Origin of the sequence: Leptolyngbya sp. ST-U4 (assembly GCF_039962215.1) — a bacterium.
GTDB lineage: Bacteria > Cyanobacteriota > Cyanobacteriia > Elainellales > Elainellaceae > Leptolyngbya_A.
The window spans coordinates 279655-295778 of sequence record NZ_JAMPKZ010000004.1 but is presented as its reverse complement, the minus strand read 5'-3'; the positions used below and the strand labels follow the sequence as shown (position 1 = coordinate 295778).

Below are 16124 nucleotides of genomic sequence, written 5' to 3'. Positions count from 1 at the left end.
TCTCACGCGTTACTCACCCGTCCGCCACTAGATGCCGAAGCATCCCGTTCGACTTGCATGTGTTAAGCAGACCGCCAGCGTTCATCCTGAGCCAGGATCAAACTCTCCATGTTAAAGGTAGAACCTCAAACAAGTTTGTTTGTTAGCTCTCTGTAAGTTATCCGTTTAATTGCCTCAGTGAGTTTCCTCTTACTGAAACATCATTGCATTTACGGCTTAGTGATGTTATGCTGACTTTCAATCTATCTAATTGTCGAGGTTCTGGTCTCAGAAACGTCGCCTTAGCTCGTTCGCTTTGGCCTCGCTCCCTCCACCGCTTTATCAATATAACTAACCTACCTCCTCACTGTCAACCCACACCCCTCAAAATTCTTGGGAAATTGCTGAAGGCTAGTGAGAGTAAGAATTTAGATAACTTCTTGAGCCTCTTAAGCCAGCGAGTTTTATTTTTAGACTCAATGATCTCAGATTTTTCTAGGAGAAGAGCTTGTTCAACTATGAACAGGCAGGAATTTGGGCTATAGCGCGACTGTGTTAACGATCGCTCAGGGCAAGGTGTTTACAGAAGGGTGGCAGTATTGAGTGAGAAATGAGTGCTGATGAGCGCTGGCTCTGCCAAGTTGAACTGCTGATTGTCAGGAGATTGCTCCAGGCTTTAGTCAAAACGGCAGTCAGCAAAGGCAAACTGTGCACAAAATGTTCCAGATCGGACTGAACCGTTCAGGCGCGAACGATGAATTAACTGTTGATCATAGGCTTCACGCAGGCAGGGCTTTGGCGAACAGTGAGCGAATTAGTCGGCAGGTTCGTCTAAATGCTCAACTACGGCTTCATAGAAGCTAAGAACATGATGGTCTTGCAGTCGGTAAAACACGTGCCGCCCCTGTTTGCGGGAGCTAACCAAGCGAATTGCCCGCAAGGTTCTCAACTGATGGGATACGGCGGATTCATTCATACCCACAGCCATTGCCAGATCGCCTACACACATCTCCTGATTTGCCAGAATCGACAAAATTCGCAATCGATTGGGATCAGCCAGAAAACCGAGAAATTCTGCCATGCGCTGTGCTTTTTCGCTGCTCAAGGATTCGCGTTGCAGGCGATCGGCAGAGTCAGCATGAGCAGTATGGGGAAGCTCACAGCAAAGGTCTTCCCCGTCTTCGGGTGTTTCAGAGTAAGGTTCAGTCGGGTGATCGAGCATTCGGGAAATGAGTGGAAACCTAAGAATAGCAGCCGCAGCCTGTATGACCACAGCCTGATGATCCAGGGGGATGTCCATTGGCACAAGCATCACCGCAGAAGGCTCTACCATCTTTCATGACTGAATCGCTCAGGTTAACAATACACAGACAATGAGGGCAAGCACACTTCATTTGCATCACTGTCGTCATTGAAGTTTTCCATCACTATGTTTTCGACTATTTTATATCTGAACAGGTATTCAGGTATTAGATTGCAAAAATCTTAACGAGCGCTCAAACTACTTGCCGGATCAGCATAATTTACGTCGTTTTCTATTATTCGGTAAGTATCCTGTGCGGAGCGAACAGGCAAGGCATCTATTTCGCCAGAGATCTTTCGCCAGAGAATTGAGAAAGCTGCACTTTGTTTAGCTTCGCGATCAGATGCATCCCCTCGTTCGCTGCGTGCTTGTTAGCGCCCAGTGAGATAACAATGACAGTCTGGCTTCGCAATGAGGGATTCTGCGAGTGAATTGAGTGCTATAGCGGCAAGCAGTCCTCCACCGGTGGAACCTTCGATCGTAATAAACGGAACTCCCGACTGCATTAATTGCTGTTTAGCAATGGGTGCATGGCTAAAGCCAATCGGCATCCCAATCACCAAAGCGGGTTGAATAGTTCCCTGGGCAATTGCTTCACACAGTGCTAGCAAAACTGAGGGCGCATAGCCCACCACGAAAATGCACCCGTTTGGACAACTGCTTAAGCGTTCTCTCCAAGTCTGCTGCCAAAACAACTGTTCTGCATCTGTTGCGCTGGTAATATGTGGGTCATCGATTAGCGTCGCTGTTTTGCAGCCTAAATGCCGCAGACGAGGCTGATCTAGGGCTGTCATTACCATCGGCACATCGGCAATAACGAGACAACCTGCCTTTAACGCCTCTCGGCTGGCAGCGATCGCTCCACAGTTACGCTCTGCGGTAGTTGCTCCTTTCCCCAATCGCACAAATGAAGCTAAGCTAACATCCCCACAAGCCAGCACCAGTCGGGCAATCAAATCCACTTCAATCTCGGAACGATCGCCTAGGTCAGGTAAGAGCCGTTGCAGAGATTCCCCAAACGCTTCGGGATGGGTATGAACCTCAGCATCTATTTGATTCCACAGTTCCTCAAAGCAATGCAGATGAGTTTGTGTCTGTGCCTCTAGCGGTTTCAAGTGCGCCAGCACTTCTGCCTGGGCCGCTTGACAGGAGCGATCGCGTCCGAGTAAATGCTCCAATGCAGATGCAGTTTGCCGGAGCCGGGTGATTTGCTCGATCACGGTCTGATATTGTCGCTGAAGCTGAGACAGCAATGTTTCCGGTGCATCGTGACTTGGGTCTGCTGCCAGCAATTTTAGGATATGGGCAAGCTGAAACCCCTGCTGTTTGAGGGCAACAATCTGCTTGAGTCGCTGCACATCTGAGTCAGTATAAAGGCGGTAGTTTCCAGGCGAGCGGGCAGGTTGAGGCAGCAGCCCGAGCTGATGATAGTGCCGCACCATGCGGGGTGTGATTCCGCCCCCAACTGCATCAGTCAGTTCTTTAATCGTCAATACCTGCGCCATCTTGTCTGAGTTAAAGTCTTTATTCTTGACATTAACATCAGTGTCAGGGTTTAGCCTGAGAGCAGGTGTTTCTGACTCTGCCCATGCTTTATCCGACTCGTCTTCCTCGGCTTGCCACAGATCATCCTGATGCGATCGCTGCCTTGCTGTGTGGTGTTCTGGTGTTTCTGGGCTGGACTGCATTGCATTTGAACTGGCTGGGACTGGCACTACTGCTGCTGCCAATTGCCTATGTGGTTGGAGGCTGGGAAAGTGCCCGTGAAGGCTTGACTACATTGTTTCAGGAAAGGGAGTTAGATGTTGACCTGCTGATGATCGTGGCAGCCCTGGGAGCCGCTTTTCTGGGACTATGGCGGCACGAATACCATCTAATTGTTGATGGAGCTATGCTGATCCTGATTTTTGCCACTAGCGGTGCACTGGAGAGTTATGCAATGCGGCATACAGAACGCAGTATCCGCAGCCTGATGAGCCTCACGCCAGACACTGCACGCGTGGTCGTCAATGGACAAGAGCGCATGATGCCGATTGCAGAACTAAGAGTAGGCGATCGCATCCGAGTCAAGCCAGGAGAACTAATTCCAACAGATGCAGTCATTTTGGAGGGAGAGACCGCTCTGAATGAAGCCGCTATCACGGGAGAATCGCTGCCGATCGAGAAAACCGCTGGGAATGAGGTATTTGCCGGAACCCTGAATGGCTACGGAGCATTGCTGCTCAACGTGCATCAACCGCCAGAAAGCAGCCTGCTGCAAAAAATCATCCGCGTGGTGGAACAGGCACAGACCGAGAAGCCGCCTTCCCAGCAGTTTATCGAACGGTTTGAGCGAGGCTATGCCCGTGTGGTTGTTCTGATGGGTGTGCTGCTGGCGATTTTACCGCCTTTCTTGTGGGGCTGGAGCTGGGAAACGACGATTTACCGGGCATTGATTTTTCTGGTGGTTGCCTCTCCCTGTGCCTTGGTAGCTGCAATCATGCCGACGCTGCTTTCAGGCATTGCAAACGGAGCCAGACAGGGAATTCTGTTTAAGAGCGGGGCTCAGTTGGAATTAATGGGAAGAGTGAGGGCGATTGCCTTTGACAAAACCGGAACGCTCACCACCGGACAGCCCCAAGTGTGCAAAGTGATTCCGGCATTGGGATACCAGGAAGCAGAGGTGCTGGAACTTGCCGCCGCGCTAGAAACTTATTCAGAACATCCGATCGGGCAGGCAATTTGTCAACGGGCAGCGCGGATAACTTCTACCGGAAGTTCATCCCAAAATCTATCGCTGACCTTCGTACAAGCACAGCCGGGACAGGGGATCACCGGGTTAAAAGGTAATATTTCGGTTCGCGTCGGCAAAGCGGCTTTTGTGCGATCCAAGATTCAGCAAATTCCCGCAGATCTGCTAGCAGCCAGTCACCAGCTCGAACAAGATGGAAAAACAGTCGTTTGGGTCGCTCAGGAAGCGGAGGTGCTGGGACTGATTGCGATCGCCGACGCGGTTCGGCCAGAGGCAGCCAGGGCAATTGCTCAGCTCAAACGAATGGGAATCGAAGCGATCGTGATGTTGACTGGAGATAATCAACAAACCGCAGATAGTGTGGCACAGATGGTTGGAATCGATCGGGTATATGCCGAACTGCTGCCAGAAGAGAAGCTTCAAATTATTCAGCAACTCCAGCAAAAGTATGAAACGGTGGTCATGGTGGGTGACGGAATTAATGATGCGCCTGCACTCGCTCAGGCAACAGTCGGAATTGCAATGGGAACCGCAGGCAGTGATGTCGCATTAGAAACCGCAGACATTGTTTTGATGACCGATCGCCTGGAAAAAATTGCAGCCGCGATTCGACTGGGAAAGCGTTCCCAATTCGTAGTAAAACAAAATATCATCTTTGCGCTGGCATTCATTTTGCTGCTCATTACCGCCAATTTTGTCGGCGATATTACACTGCCATTGGGCGTGATTGGACACGAAGGATCAACTGTTCTCGTGACCCTGAGTGGTCTACGGCTTCTTAGAAGTTAGGCTTCTAAGAGGTTAGATCGATCGCTTGCGGTAAAACGGGCAGCGGCGGCAAAACTGCATGAATACCTTGCTTCACAGCAGCCGGACGTTCTCGATAGGGAACCTTACCGCTTGCGCTATCTGAATACTGTTGGCTAAATTGCAGCAGTTCAGCAACAGATTCGAGCGCAGACAGTTCACTCAAAATAAAAGTGAGCTTATTGGGAGCAGCCAGTGCCACAACACAGGAACGGCTGCAAGCCCCCATACAGCGTACAGGTTGAAGGCAAATTGCCTCGTTCCAGTCACAATTTGCCAGTTCTTCTTTTAAGCGATCGAACAGGATTTGACCTGGACTTAATTGGTTTGTTTCTAATTGAGAAGAACGGCAGAGAACACAGACAAATAAAGTGTTTTGCATCATGATTAAGAATAATTTTCAGGTCAATTTTTCAAGTTAGTCGTCGTTCGATGTTCTAGATCTGCATTGTTTCCAGAGCTGTATTTTTCCGGCTTGTTACCCAACGGTTTGTTCCCAAAACATCTCCTTACAGCGAGCACTTATTGCAAGAGCAGGACGATCGCAGCCTGTTGCCGCATTGGTTGCCGTATTGTATAAACACTCATGCAGAATTCTTGAGCATCAGGATAGGACTGAAGGAAATAAAACTGATCGTTTGTATCGAAACTCTACAGTCAACAGAATCAGGCTCAGCATCGGTTCATAGCGAATCAACATCGTGACACTTTGATAAGTATCTGGTAAGCATCTGTTGAGCCGCTGCTCAAAGTATCCTCAGAATGTCTGCTGTTAGCTTGTGGGCGATCGCTTTAAGCAATGGGACATTCTCGGCCCAAAGCTTGAGAATTTTTGAAGCACAAACTCTTGCAACATAAACGCTTGAAACACAATCTGTACCTCGCAGATAGGGTCATGAAGTCAATCGGCGGGCATCCTGACTCAGAGACACTTCATTGCATCACCGTCTCATCACAGTTGCGGGACAGCGTTGGATTTGCACCAAACTTTCCCCCTTACGTTTGATGGCTGCTCCCCATCAAAACCGATATCAACTTAAACCTTAGCACGGTTGGGGTAGAGAGGCAGTTCAAGGCACAATTTCAATCGATAAAATCTGAATTTTCTGATGGATTTGCACAAGTTTCTTATCATCAGAAAAATTCTGAGCACTCATTTTTCAAAATCCAGAACTTGCCTTCAACCCTCCCTGGAGGATTCGCGTCATTCTCCAGGAGGGATACTTCTCTACTGCTGATTTGCTGCAATCCTTAGGCATCCAACAAGCCTGGCTCGATCGCTATCCGCACGAACTCAGCAATTGAGCTAGATGATTAATCTATCGACTTAAGGATTTTCCCGCAGAAAGCCATCAATTTGACGGAGTTCTTCCTCGGTCAGGCGAAATTGAGCCGCGCTAATAATGCCCTCAACCTGCTTTCCGCTCCGTCCTCCCACGATCGCAGCAGTGACAGCGGGGTGGCGAAGCGTCCAGGCGATGGCAACTTCTCCGGGCGATCGGCCATGAGACTGTCCAACTTGCCGCAGAAGTTCAACCAGTTTTAGGTTACGAGACAGGCGTGGTTCCTGAAATTCAGAGCTACTCTTGCGCCAGTCGTCGTCTGCCAGATTAGCGATGCGCTCTAGGGTCATGGCTCCGGTCAGCAAGCCAGACTGCATCGGCGAGTAAACGATTACGCCAATATTATTTTGCTGGCAGAACGGTAAAATTTCCTGCTCCACACCAGGTTTTACCAGCGAGTAGGGCGGCTGAAGCGAGGTAATGGGGGCGATCGCCTGAGCGCGGCGCATCTGTTCCACACTAAAGTTTGAAACGCCAATGTAGCGGACTTTTCCCTCTTCTTTAAACTTTGCCAGTGTACTCCAGCCTTCCTCGATGTCTGAGTCTGGATTGGGCCAGTGAATCTGATAGAGATCGATCGTTTCTACCTGGAGGCGGCGCAGGCTAGCTTCCAATTCGCGGCGAAGGGAATCAGCTTTTAAGCTGCGGCTAATTTCACGCGCTTCGTTCCAGATCATCGAACATTTGGTGAACACATAGGGACGCTCCGACCGGGCACCGATGCCCGCAGCCCTGCGGGATCGCTCTTTCAGCACCTTCCCCACAATTTCCTCAGAATGTCCCAGGCCGTAAATCGCGGCAGTATCAATCCAGTTCATGCCCAGATCGAGTGCCCGATGAATTGCAGCGATCGAGTCCTGGTCTTCCTGATGACCCCAGCCAAATTGCCAATCTCCACCACCGATCGCCCAAGCTCCATAGCCAATCGGGGTAATATGAAGGTCAGAGTCACCGAGCGGTCGGGTGGGCATGGTGGTATGTGGTTGAGTTTGCATCGTTGCTCCCTGGCGATCTAGTGCAGCTTTCATCGTAGGCATGGGTGAGCGGCTGAATCACCTCTCTAAAGACGGGCGAATTGTTTTCGGCCAGAAGCAGGCATTCTGTGATCGCGGATACAGAGGTAGACGGGAAACTGCGCCTCAATGGGAGATGATGGGTTCACTACTTGCTTTTCACACTATGGCAAGCCTATCAGGCGGTCTGCTGGACTCCACACGAGTTCTGTTGGACTTGCAGCAAGCCAACGAAATTGCTCAGTCCTTTTCTGGATGCCTGGAGCCAGAGCCGATCGCCTGTTGTGTGGCTCAGGGATTAGTCGATCGGTTTCGCTGTGCCTTTGCACGAATCTGGTTGCTGGAACCCGATCAAACCATGCTGCGACTGGTGGCATCAGCAGGAATGTACACGCGCACCGATGGCTTTTTTGGGCGAGTTCCAATGGGAGCCTACAAAGTTGGCAAGATCGCGCAAAACCGAGTGTCCTTCCTGAGCAACAATTTACCTGCGGAGCCGTGGGTCGGTAATCGGGAATGGGCGGTTGCTAATCAAATTCGCGGCTTTGCTGGATATCCGCTCGCGATCGGCAATCGAGTGATCGGGGTGCTGGCAATGTTCAGTCATCACCCACTCGAACCCGAATTTCTGGAAGTGCTGCAAACCCTCTGCACGATCGTGACGATAGCCTTAGATACTGCAATTCAGTACCAGAAGGAGAAGCAACGCTGGCAGTTAGCAGCTCAGCCGATGCGTCCGCTTGCCCTGTCTGATCAGCTAGCCGAAATCCTCAAAAACTCCCGATTAACGCTGCTGGGAACCGAGCAGCCCCTATCCACTTCCAGAAGTTATCTAGTGTTAAAAACGGCTGAGGTTTTGAGCCATCTGGGCTGTACCTATGCTCGTTTGATCTACAGTGACACCACCGTTGCCCTGGAAGCGATTACCCCTTCAGGAAACTGCGAAGCAACCGTTCCTATTCCTGTTCCTATTCCTACTGTGCCCGCCGACCCTGGCACCGATCCTGAGATCTCGATTTCGATCGCCCTTGCCGAAATTCATCCCCTCGTTACCGGGTTGGGCGGTATTCTGCAAACCCAGCCTACCTCCGATCAGCGTGCCACCCAAATTACGTTAAATATTCCTTATGCTCAGGCGCGCTCGGAGCTGAAACTGCAAGTGCTGTGTACGTCGCCTGTGCTGCAACTGGCATTCACCCATCTGGCAACCACCGCAGGTTTAACACTGTGCGATGATCAGGACGCGCCACTCCTCACCGATGAGATTCAGGCAATTTCCCCCACTCGAAAAGTAATTTGGGTCCGCGGATCGCGATCGCATCCCCCCGACATCCGGGCAAGGGTTGATTTTTCTCTTCAGCCAGAGCAGTTTCGGCAGGCGGTTGAAGCCGTTATGCAGGGACAGACTTGGGGGATTCCAGCAGTTGCCTTGTCCGATCGAGAACTGGAAATCCTACGGCTCCTGACTCAGGGGCACCGCGATCGAGATATTGCCGATCAGCTTGTTATTAGCGAAAGCACCGTCAAATTTCATCTCAACAACGTTCTTACCAAGCTCAAAGCCAAGACTCGTTATCAGGCAGTTTATAAAGCGATCGAGCAGGGCTGGATTTAGTTTGTCGAGCTGCACCTACCAATATCAATAGACTTGGGAATTTCGTATCTGAGAATACAAAGACTTCATAGATAAAAAATCTAGGCTGACAGTAAGTTTATCTACAGCAACTTCTTCAAGGACTTAAATGGGATGCAGAGGTTTCCCGGTGTGGAACTTCGCCCTCCCATCCCTTTGTTTATCAATAGACTGTAAACGCTGTATTCATTTCCCCATCACCCATTTCACCTCAGCAGCTATGAGCAATCACTACTCAGCTATTATTGTCGGCGGCGGACAGGCGGGTCTGTCGATGAGCTATTGCCTGAAAGAACGCGGCATTGACCACATCGTTTTTGAGAAAAACCAGATTGGCTACGCATGGCGCGAAAAGCGATGGGACAGTTTTTGCCTGGTCACTCCGAACTGGCAGTGCCAGCTTCCCGGTTTTCCCTATCCCGGCAATGACCCGCAGGGCTTCATGCAAAAAGAAGAAATTGTGTGCTACATCGAACGCTATGCCGCCTCATTTGAACCACCTCTCAAAGAAGGCGTAGAAGTGCTAAAACTTTGCAGAAATGAAGCGCAACAGTTTGAAGTCACAACTTCGATCGGAGACTTTACGGCAGATCAGGTCGTTGTAGCGATCGGCGGCTACCATGTACCTCGCATTCCGCGTCTTGCCGAATGTCTGCCTGCGCTGCATCAGATCCATTCTTCTGAGTACAGAAATTCCGAATCTTTGCCGGATGGAGCGGTGCTGGTGGTGGGCACTGGACAATCGGGCTGTCAAATTGCAGAGGATCTGCATCTTGCAGGGAGACAGGTGCATTTGTGCGTGGGCGGTGCGCCTCGATCGCCTCGTCGATATCGCGGCAAAGATGTAGTAGATTGGCTTGATCAAATGGGTTATTACGATTTGCCGATCGATCAGCATCCGCAAAAAGAGAAAGTGCGGGCAAAAGCCAATCATTATGTGACAGGCAGAGACGGCGGACGCGAGATTGACCTGCGCCAGTTTGCGCGAGAAGGCATGAAACTGCACGGTAAATTGAAAGCAGCTGAAGGAACCCAGCTCCAGTTTCAAAACGACCTGAAACACAATCTGGATCAGGCAGATGCCGTCGCCGAAAGCATCAAAAAAACAATTGATACGTTTATCGAAAAGAATCAAATCGATGCGCCGATCGAGCCTCCCTATCATCCGGTTTGGGAACCCATCGAGAATTCATTGGCGATCGACTACGAGCAAGAAAATATCCGCACGATAATCTGGTGTACAGGATATCAGTCGGACTTTAGCTGGATCGAAGTGCCTGTGTTTGATGGAAAGGGCTATCCGGGACACGATCGCGGCGTGACTGGCGTTTGGGGACTGTATTTTCTGGGGCTGCCCTGGCTTTATACCTGGGGCTCTGGGCGATTTTCAGGAATTGCGCGAGATGCGACGTATTTAGCGGACTATATGGTGGCTCGTAAACGAGTGGTCGTGGCGCAGGATTGGAGCGTGGTGAATGAGTTTTTGTTGGGTTCGTAGAGGGGAGACAGAGTTCGTTTTAATCGCACAATCTCAATGACCTATCGATTTAAACAGGTTCTAACCCCCGATCGCAGCATTCTTCCCCCACCCTCGATCGCGCACCTGACCCTATCGCCAAATCTTGACGCTCTGTAATTAAAGATACAAAATATTGTGTGAGCAACCTCGTAATCTGACAACACGTCGATCCAATTCACAAACCAATCCACAAAGGAAAATGGTATGCCTGAAGTAACAGCCCCCGCCCATCAAGTTGGTGATTTCTTTGTCGATTATGAAGAGAAAGTATTTCCTGATGTCAAAGCAGAACCGGGTGAGAAAGCACTGGTAACATTTCACACTGTCGCCTTTGAAGGATCGATCGGGTTCGTGAATCTGCTGCAAGCAACTCGTCTGCTGCGAAAAGGCTTTGAAACATCGGTGCTGCTTTATGGTCCGGGCGTGACCCTCGGTGTGCAGCGCGGCTTCCCGAAGTTGGGCGATTCTGCTTTCCCCGGACACCAAAATTTCAACGATCAGCTCAGCAAGTTCATGGCAGAAGGGGGTAAAGTCTATGCCTGCCGTTTTGCGCTGCAAGCCCTGTACGGACACGGCGAACCCTCACTGATTCCCGGCATTCGCCCGATTAATCCGCTTGATGTATTAGACATCATTTTGATGCACCGCAAAGACAACGCTTTTATCCTCGATACCTGGACGGTTTAATCTCCAGTTCGGATTCAGGACAAACTGGGCTAAATTTCCCCACCGTTTGCATCCGCAATTTGTGATTCTATGGATTACTCACGCACGGTTCGCGCCGCAGCAGTCCAGATCAGTCCGGTGCTGTTTAACCGGGATGGTACAACTGAGAAAGTGTTGCAGTCGATCGCCCAGGCTGCAAAAGAAGGGGCACAGATTGTCGTTTTCCCAGAAACGTTCATTCCCTACTATCCCTACTTCTCGTTTGTGCAGCCCCCGGTTCTAATGGGCAAGGAACACATGCGGCTCTACGAAGAAGCTGTAACCGTTCCCGGACCTGTCACCGATGCCGTAAGCCGTGCGGCGCGTTCCTATGGCATGGTTGTGGTGCTAGGTGTGAATGAGCGCGATCATGGCTCCCTCTATAACACACAGCTCATTTTCGATGCAGATGGAACCCTGCTGCTTAAGCGACGCAAGATCACGCCGACTTATCACGAGCGCATGGTTTGGGGGCAGGGAGATGGATCAGGGCTGAAGGCGATCGATTCTGCGGTAGGGCGGATTGGCGCGCTTGCCTGTTGGGAGCATTACAATCCCCTGGCTCGCTTCGCGCTGATGACACAGCATGAGCAGATTCACTGCGCCCAGTTTCCTGGTTCCCTGGTAGGGCAGATTTTTACTGATCAGATTGAGGTTACGATTCGCCATCATGCGCTGGAGTCAGGCTGTTTTGTGATTAATTCAACAGGTTGGCTCTCGCCGGAACAGGTCGGACAAATTACCACTGATGAAAAGCTTCAGCGGGTGCTGAGCGGCGGCTGTAATACTGCCATTATTGGTCCCGAAGGCAATCATCTCTGTCCGCCCATTACCGAAGGCGAGGGCATGATCGTTGCCGATCTCGACTTCTCGCTGATCACCAAGCGCAAGCGCATGATGGATTCGGTCGGTCACTATGCCCGTCCTGATTTGCTGCAATTGCAGATGAATCCTGAGGCAAGGACAATGTTAAACGCAGTATCTTCTGATTCATCTTCTCAATCAGTTTTCCCGTCTTCTTGGGCATCATCCGAAACGCCTTTAGCAATCGACACCTGATTTGCCCGATCATTCACTCATCATTCTCACTATGAATAAGCAAACGCTGATTACTGAACTTCAGTCCTATGGTCTGAAGCTAGTCGATTCGGATGTGGGTGCATCGGGTCGTCAGGGTGGGGCAGGCCCGTCGGATCATAAAGCTGTGACGGTGGATGGCACAACGGTAATGGTTCCGATCTTCAACAGTCCGGCAGCACAGTCACCCTACAGCGTGAGAGTGGATGGCACAATTGCCCTGACGGAAAACGGCAAAGTAGCCGAAATGCTGTTAGAACGTCAGGGAGAACCGATCGCTCCGATTCAATTTCCGCAACAGCCCCAGTTCTATGGTCTGACCACGGCAGAGGGCATTCCCTACTGGAAGATTGCGCTGCTTCACAGTCGAGATGTGCTAGCAACTACCGTGCTACAAACTTGTATGCGCTACAGCGATGCTGCAACGTCCTGTCAATTTTGTGCGATCGGGCAATCGCTCGAAGCAGGCAGAACGATCGCTCGCAAAACGCCAGCGCAGCTTGCAGAGGTCGCAGAAGCAGCCGTGCGGCTAGACGGTATCAAGCAAATGGTAATGACCACTGGAACGCCCAATACGCCCGATCGCGGCGCAGCCTACCTGACTGAATGCGCCAGAGCCATCAAAGCCAGGGTAAACTTACCGATCCAGGCCCAGTGCGAGCCGCCCGACGATTTTGCCTGGTTCGATCGCCTCAAAAATGCAGGCGTTGAAAATTTAGGAATGCACCTGGAAGCCGCTGATCCAGAGATTCGATCGCGAATTATGCCGGGAAAAGCATCTGTGCCTTTAGCCCATTATTTTGATGCGTTTGGGACAGCGGTTCAGGTATTTGGCTGGGGACAGGTTAGCACTTATTTACTAGCAGGTTTGGGAGATAGCTTAGAGACACTTTTGGAGATGTGCGATCGATTGATTCAGATCGGCGTTTATCCCTTTGTTGTGCCTTTTGTACCAATTACGGGAACGCCTCTGGCAAATCATCCGGCTCCTCAAAGTGAATTTATGCAGACGCTTTACGAGCGAGTCGGCGCAATGCTGAAGCAATCCGGGCTGCGCTCGGCAGAGATGAAGGCGGGGTGTGCGAAGTGTGGGGCTTGTTCTGCGCTTTCGACGTATGAGGTTTAGACGTACCTTCTCTTAAAGAGTTTGAAGTTTTCCCGAAATCACGCATCACTCAGGTTCAGCAAATATGAATCGATATCAGTTCAAGCTTGCAACAACGCCTGATGAAATTGCAGCCTATTTTGCCCTGCGCCATTCGATTTTTGTAGACGAACAGCGGCTTTTTCAGGACAGCGACCTGGATGAAATCGATCAGACTGCCTATCCGATCGTGGCTGTGCATTTGCAGGAAGGCTTGGAAAATGAACGGAATCCGATCGTCGGGGTGGTGCGAATCTATGAAACCCAACCTGGCTTCTGGTACGGCGGACGACTGGGAACACACTGCAACTATCGCAAAGGCTGGCAGATCGGCAAAGGATTAATTCACAAGGCAGTCACAACAGCCAACACCTGGGGTTGCGAGCGATTTCTGGCGACGGTTCAGCTTCAAAACGTGCGGTTTTTCCAGCGGCTTCACTGGGAATCCTTGGAAGAAATTACAATTTGCGATCGTCCCCATCACCTGATGCAGGCGGATTTGAATTATTATCCTCCTACGGTTGCTTCGCAGTTTTCCTCGGCAATCGAACCCCGTCCCGTCCTCCCCTTTCAAGCAAGAGAAGCGTCCTGATGCTGTCTACCCTCGTTACCAAGCTGCAAGAATCGATCGGCGTTTTGCACAAGCAAGATATTCAGACTGCCGCCCACTTTCTGCGTCAAACCCCTAACTGGCTTGATGCAGAGGTGCTGCTGGGCGATGACTGCGCCGCGATTCCCGATGGGGAAGCTTATTTGCTGCTGGCAAGCGAGGGAATGATGCCATTTTTTGTCGAGCAGGACCCCTGGTTTGCAGGCTGGTCTGCGGTGATGGTCAACGTGAGCGATATCTATGCGATGGGGGGTCGGCCGATCGCCTTGGTCGATGCGCTCTGGAGCCAGTCGGTTGAACAATCGCAGCAAATCTGGGCAGGAATGCAGGCAGCTGCTCAAGCATATGATGTGCCGATCGTGGGCGGACACACCAACTGCCATAGTCCTTATAATGCGCTTTCTGTCTCGATTTTAGGACGGGCAGAACGTCTGATGACAAGCTTTGATGCTCAGCCCGGTCAGCAGCTTTTAATGGCAGTCAATTTCGACGGGCAGATGCACCCTGAATTTGCCTTCTGGAATGCCGCGACCAAGGCTGATCCAGTGCGCTTGCAGGAAGATCTGGCTCTGTTGCCCGATCTGGCAGAGAAAAGGCTTTGCCGTGCCGGAAAGGACATTAGTATGGGCGGCGTGATTGGCACAACCCTCATGCTGCTCGAAACTTCCGCTTGTGGGGCAGTTCTGAACCTGGACGCCATTCCCTGCCCAGCAGGTGTCTCGCTCGATCAATGGCTAACGGCGTTTCCCAGCTACGGCTTTCTGTTGAGCATTGATTCTGATCATGTCGCAACGGTTCAGGCAATGTTTCGCGATCGTCAGCTCATCTGTGAACCGATTGGCGAAGTGAACTGCACGTCCGAGCTGGTGCTTCGATTGCAGCAAGATTCCATCTGTTTCTGGAATTTGCAGAAGCAGCCGCTTACAGGTTTCACCCCTGCTGTTCCTGCTTGATCCACGTTCCTGCCCGATCCACAATGCGAATTGCCCTGTTCACCTATTCCACTAAGCCCAGAGGCAGCGTGATTCACACGCTCGAACTGGCAGAAGCACTGCATCAGCAAGGGCATCAGCTTTGCGTGTATGCGCTGGATAAAGACGGGCGGGGTTTTGATTACTTTGTAGGAGGAACTGCATCGCCTCGATCGCTGGCTTGCCGCTATCAGCCTGTTCCAGCAGGAACCGCCCCGCCGGAGATCGATCGCCTGATTCAGCAGCGGATTCAGGAGTTTGTTGATTTCCTGGAGCATCATCTTCAGTCTGAGAATTACGACATTTTTCATGCTCAGGATTGCATTAGCGCAAATGCCTTAGCAGCGTTACGTCAACGTGGGTTTGTGCATTCGTTTGTGCGTACCGTTCACCATATCGAAGATTACAACAGTCCTTATCTTCAGCATTGCCAGGAACGATCGATTCGTGAACCGGATTTGTGTTTTTGCGTGAGCGATTACTGGCAGCAGCAGCTTCTCCAGCAGTATGGAATTCACGCGCCCAGAGTGATCAACGGCGTAAACTGCGATCGATTCACCCCGGTATCCTCGGCTCAGGATCTTCAGCTTAAGCAACAGCTTCAAATCACCGGACATCCGGTATTCCTGACAGTCGGCGGCATTGAACCACGCAAGAATACGCTGCAACTCGTTAAAGCCTTTGCCCGGGTTCAGAAATCGCTTCCCAAAGCACAGCTTGTGATTGCAGGCGGCGCAACGTTATTTGATTACCAGTCCTACCGAGACGAGTTTTTCGCACTGGTTCACGAACTGGAGCTTGAACTCGATCGATCGATTCTACTGCCGGGTGTAATTGCAGACGAGCATCTTCCCTGCCTTTATCGCTGTGCTGATGCGTTTGTCTTTCCGTCTGTCAAAGAAGGTTGGGGACTTGTCGTTCTCGAAGCGTTAGCAAGCGGCTTACCGACGATCGTTTCCGATCATGCCCCCTTCACTGAATTTCTCAATTCTCAGCAAACTCTTTTCGCCGCTCCTGATCATCCAGCCTCGATCGCTCAAGCAATGCTTAAAAGTATTCAGCCCGATGTTTCTCAGGCTCTGAGGCAAAATAGCCGATCGGTGGTTGAGACCTATTTCTGGAAAACATCTGCGATGATGCACTTAGATCATTATCAAGCGTTACTGAGTTCAATCATGCGTTCTGCTAGTTTTAATTGATTGAAAATGTTTGAGCAGCAACAGAGATTTTACACTGCCCCCTAAATTCCCCAATGCTGCGGAACGTTGAAACCTGATAAGGAAACTCCC

Annotated in this window: 14 protein-coding genes, 1 rRNA gene and 1 riboswitch; of the genes, 9 read left to right on the top strand and 6 right to left on the bottom strand. The window is 50.9% G+C overall.

The window, feature by feature from the left end; genetic code table 11:
* The 4 genes from NDA02_RS10495 to NDA02_RS10480 form a co-directional block, all read right to left on the bottom strand.
* A 16S ribosomal RNA gene (locus tag NDA02_RS10495) occupies positions 1–113 on the bottom strand; the annotation flags it as partial.
* Between the two features lie 680 nt (positions 114–793).
* On the bottom strand, positions 794–1201 hold the full coding sequence (locus tag NDA02_RS10490) for a metalloregulator ArsR/SmtB family transcription factor (RefSeq protein ID WP_348254921.1): 408 nt from the start codon (positions 1199–1201) through the stop codon (positions 794–796).
* A gap of 19 nt (positions 1202–1220) precedes the next feature.
* Entirely contained in the window at positions 1221–1391 is a 171-nt protein-coding gene (locus NDA02_RS10485; protein WP_348254919.1) for a metallothionein, read from the bottom strand.
* A gap of 262 nt (positions 1392–1653) precedes the next feature.
* Entirely contained in the window at positions 1654–2787 is a 1134-nt protein-coding gene (locus NDA02_RS10480; protein ID WP_190790110.1) for a precorrin-8X methylmutase, read from the bottom strand.
* A gap of 83 nt (positions 2788–2870) precedes the next feature.
* On the opposite strand from NDA02_RS10480, the gene NDA02_RS10475 reads away from it, so the two are divergent.
* On the top strand, positions 2871–4802 hold the full coding sequence (locus NDA02_RS10475) for a heavy metal translocating P-type ATPase (protein ID WP_190790108.1): 1932 nt from the start codon (positions 2871–2873) through the stop codon (positions 4800–4802).
* A gap of 4 nt (positions 4803–4806) precedes the next feature.
* On the opposite strand, the gene NDA02_RS10470 is transcribed toward NDA02_RS10475, so the two are convergent.
* The gene (locus tag NDA02_RS10470; protein WP_348254917.1) at positions 4807–5202 is read right to left on the bottom strand and encodes a DUF1636 domain-containing protein; all 396 of its coding nucleotides are present in this window, start codon (positions 5200–5202) and stop codon (positions 4807–4809) included.
* 507 nt (positions 5203–5709) lie between these two features.
* Positions 5710–5865, bottom strand: a riboswitch (cobalamin riboswitch).
* 282 nt (positions 5866–6147) lie between these two features.
* The gene (locus tag NDA02_RS10465) at positions 6148–7134 is read right to left on the bottom strand and encodes an aldo/keto reductase (RefSeq protein WP_190790109.1); all 987 of its coding nucleotides are present in this window, start codon (positions 7132–7134) and stop codon (positions 6148–6150) included.
* Between the two features lie 208 nt (positions 7135–7342).
* Here NDA02_RS10465 and NDA02_RS10460 point away from each other — a divergent pair, with 208 nt between their 5' ends.
* The 8 genes from NDA02_RS10460 to NDA02_RS10425 all read left to right on the top strand — a co-directional run bounded on the left by NDA02_RS10460 (position 7343) and on the right by NDA02_RS10425 (position 16034).
* Entirely contained in the window at positions 7343–8791 is a 1449-nt protein-coding gene (locus NDA02_RS10460; RefSeq protein WP_348254915.1) for a LuxR C-terminal-related transcriptional regulator, read from the top strand.
* Positions 8792–9029: 238 nt separating this feature from the next.
* Entirely contained in the window at positions 9030–10307 is a 1278-nt protein-coding gene (locus NDA02_RS10455; RefSeq protein ID WP_190790157.1) for an MSMEG_0569 family flavin-dependent oxidoreductase, read from the top strand.
* Between the two features lie 225 nt (positions 10308–10532).
* Positions 10533–11015 carry an MSMEG_0572/Sll0783 family nitrogen starvation response protein gene (locus NDA02_RS10450; protein WP_190790158.1) on the top strand — a complete coding sequence of 161 codons (483 nt, stop codon included), beginning with the start codon at positions 10533–10535 and terminating at the stop codon, positions 11013–11015.
* Between the two features lie 69 nt (positions 11016–11084).
* Positions 11085–12092 carry a Nit6803 family nitrilase gene (locus NDA02_RS10445; RefSeq protein ID WP_190790159.1) on the top strand — a complete coding sequence of 336 codons (1008 nt, stop codon included), beginning with the start codon at positions 11085–11087 and terminating at the stop codon, positions 12090–12092.
* 31 nt (positions 12093–12123) lie between these two features.
* The gene (locus NDA02_RS10440; RefSeq protein ID WP_190790160.1) at positions 12124–13236 is read left to right on the top strand and encodes an MSMEG_0568 family radical SAM protein; all 1113 of its coding nucleotides are present in this window, start codon (positions 12124–12126) and stop codon (positions 13234–13236) included.
* A 64-nt stretch (positions 13237–13300) separates the two neighbouring features.
* Positions 13301–13846, top strand: coding sequence for an MSMEG_0567/Sll0786 family nitrogen starvation N-acetyltransferase (locus tag NDA02_RS10435; protein ID WP_190790161.1), 546 nt, complete (start codon positions 13301–13303; stop codon positions 13844–13846).
* A complete protein-coding gene (locus tag NDA02_RS10430) occupies positions 13846–14817 on the top strand; it encodes a sll0787 family AIR synthase-like protein (RefSeq protein ID WP_348254913.1) in 972 nt (323 codons plus the stop codon). Before NDA02_RS10435 ends, NDA02_RS10430 begins: the two co-directional genes overlap by 1 nt.
* 23 nt (positions 14818–14840) lie before the next feature.
* Positions 14841–16034 (top strand): MSMEG_0565 family glycosyltransferase, encoded by a 1194-nt coding sequence (locus tag NDA02_RS10425; RefSeq protein WP_348254912.1) that lies wholly within the window; start codon positions 14841–14843, stop codon positions 16032–16034.
* The last annotated feature ends 90 nt before the right edge of the window (positions 16035–16124 follow it).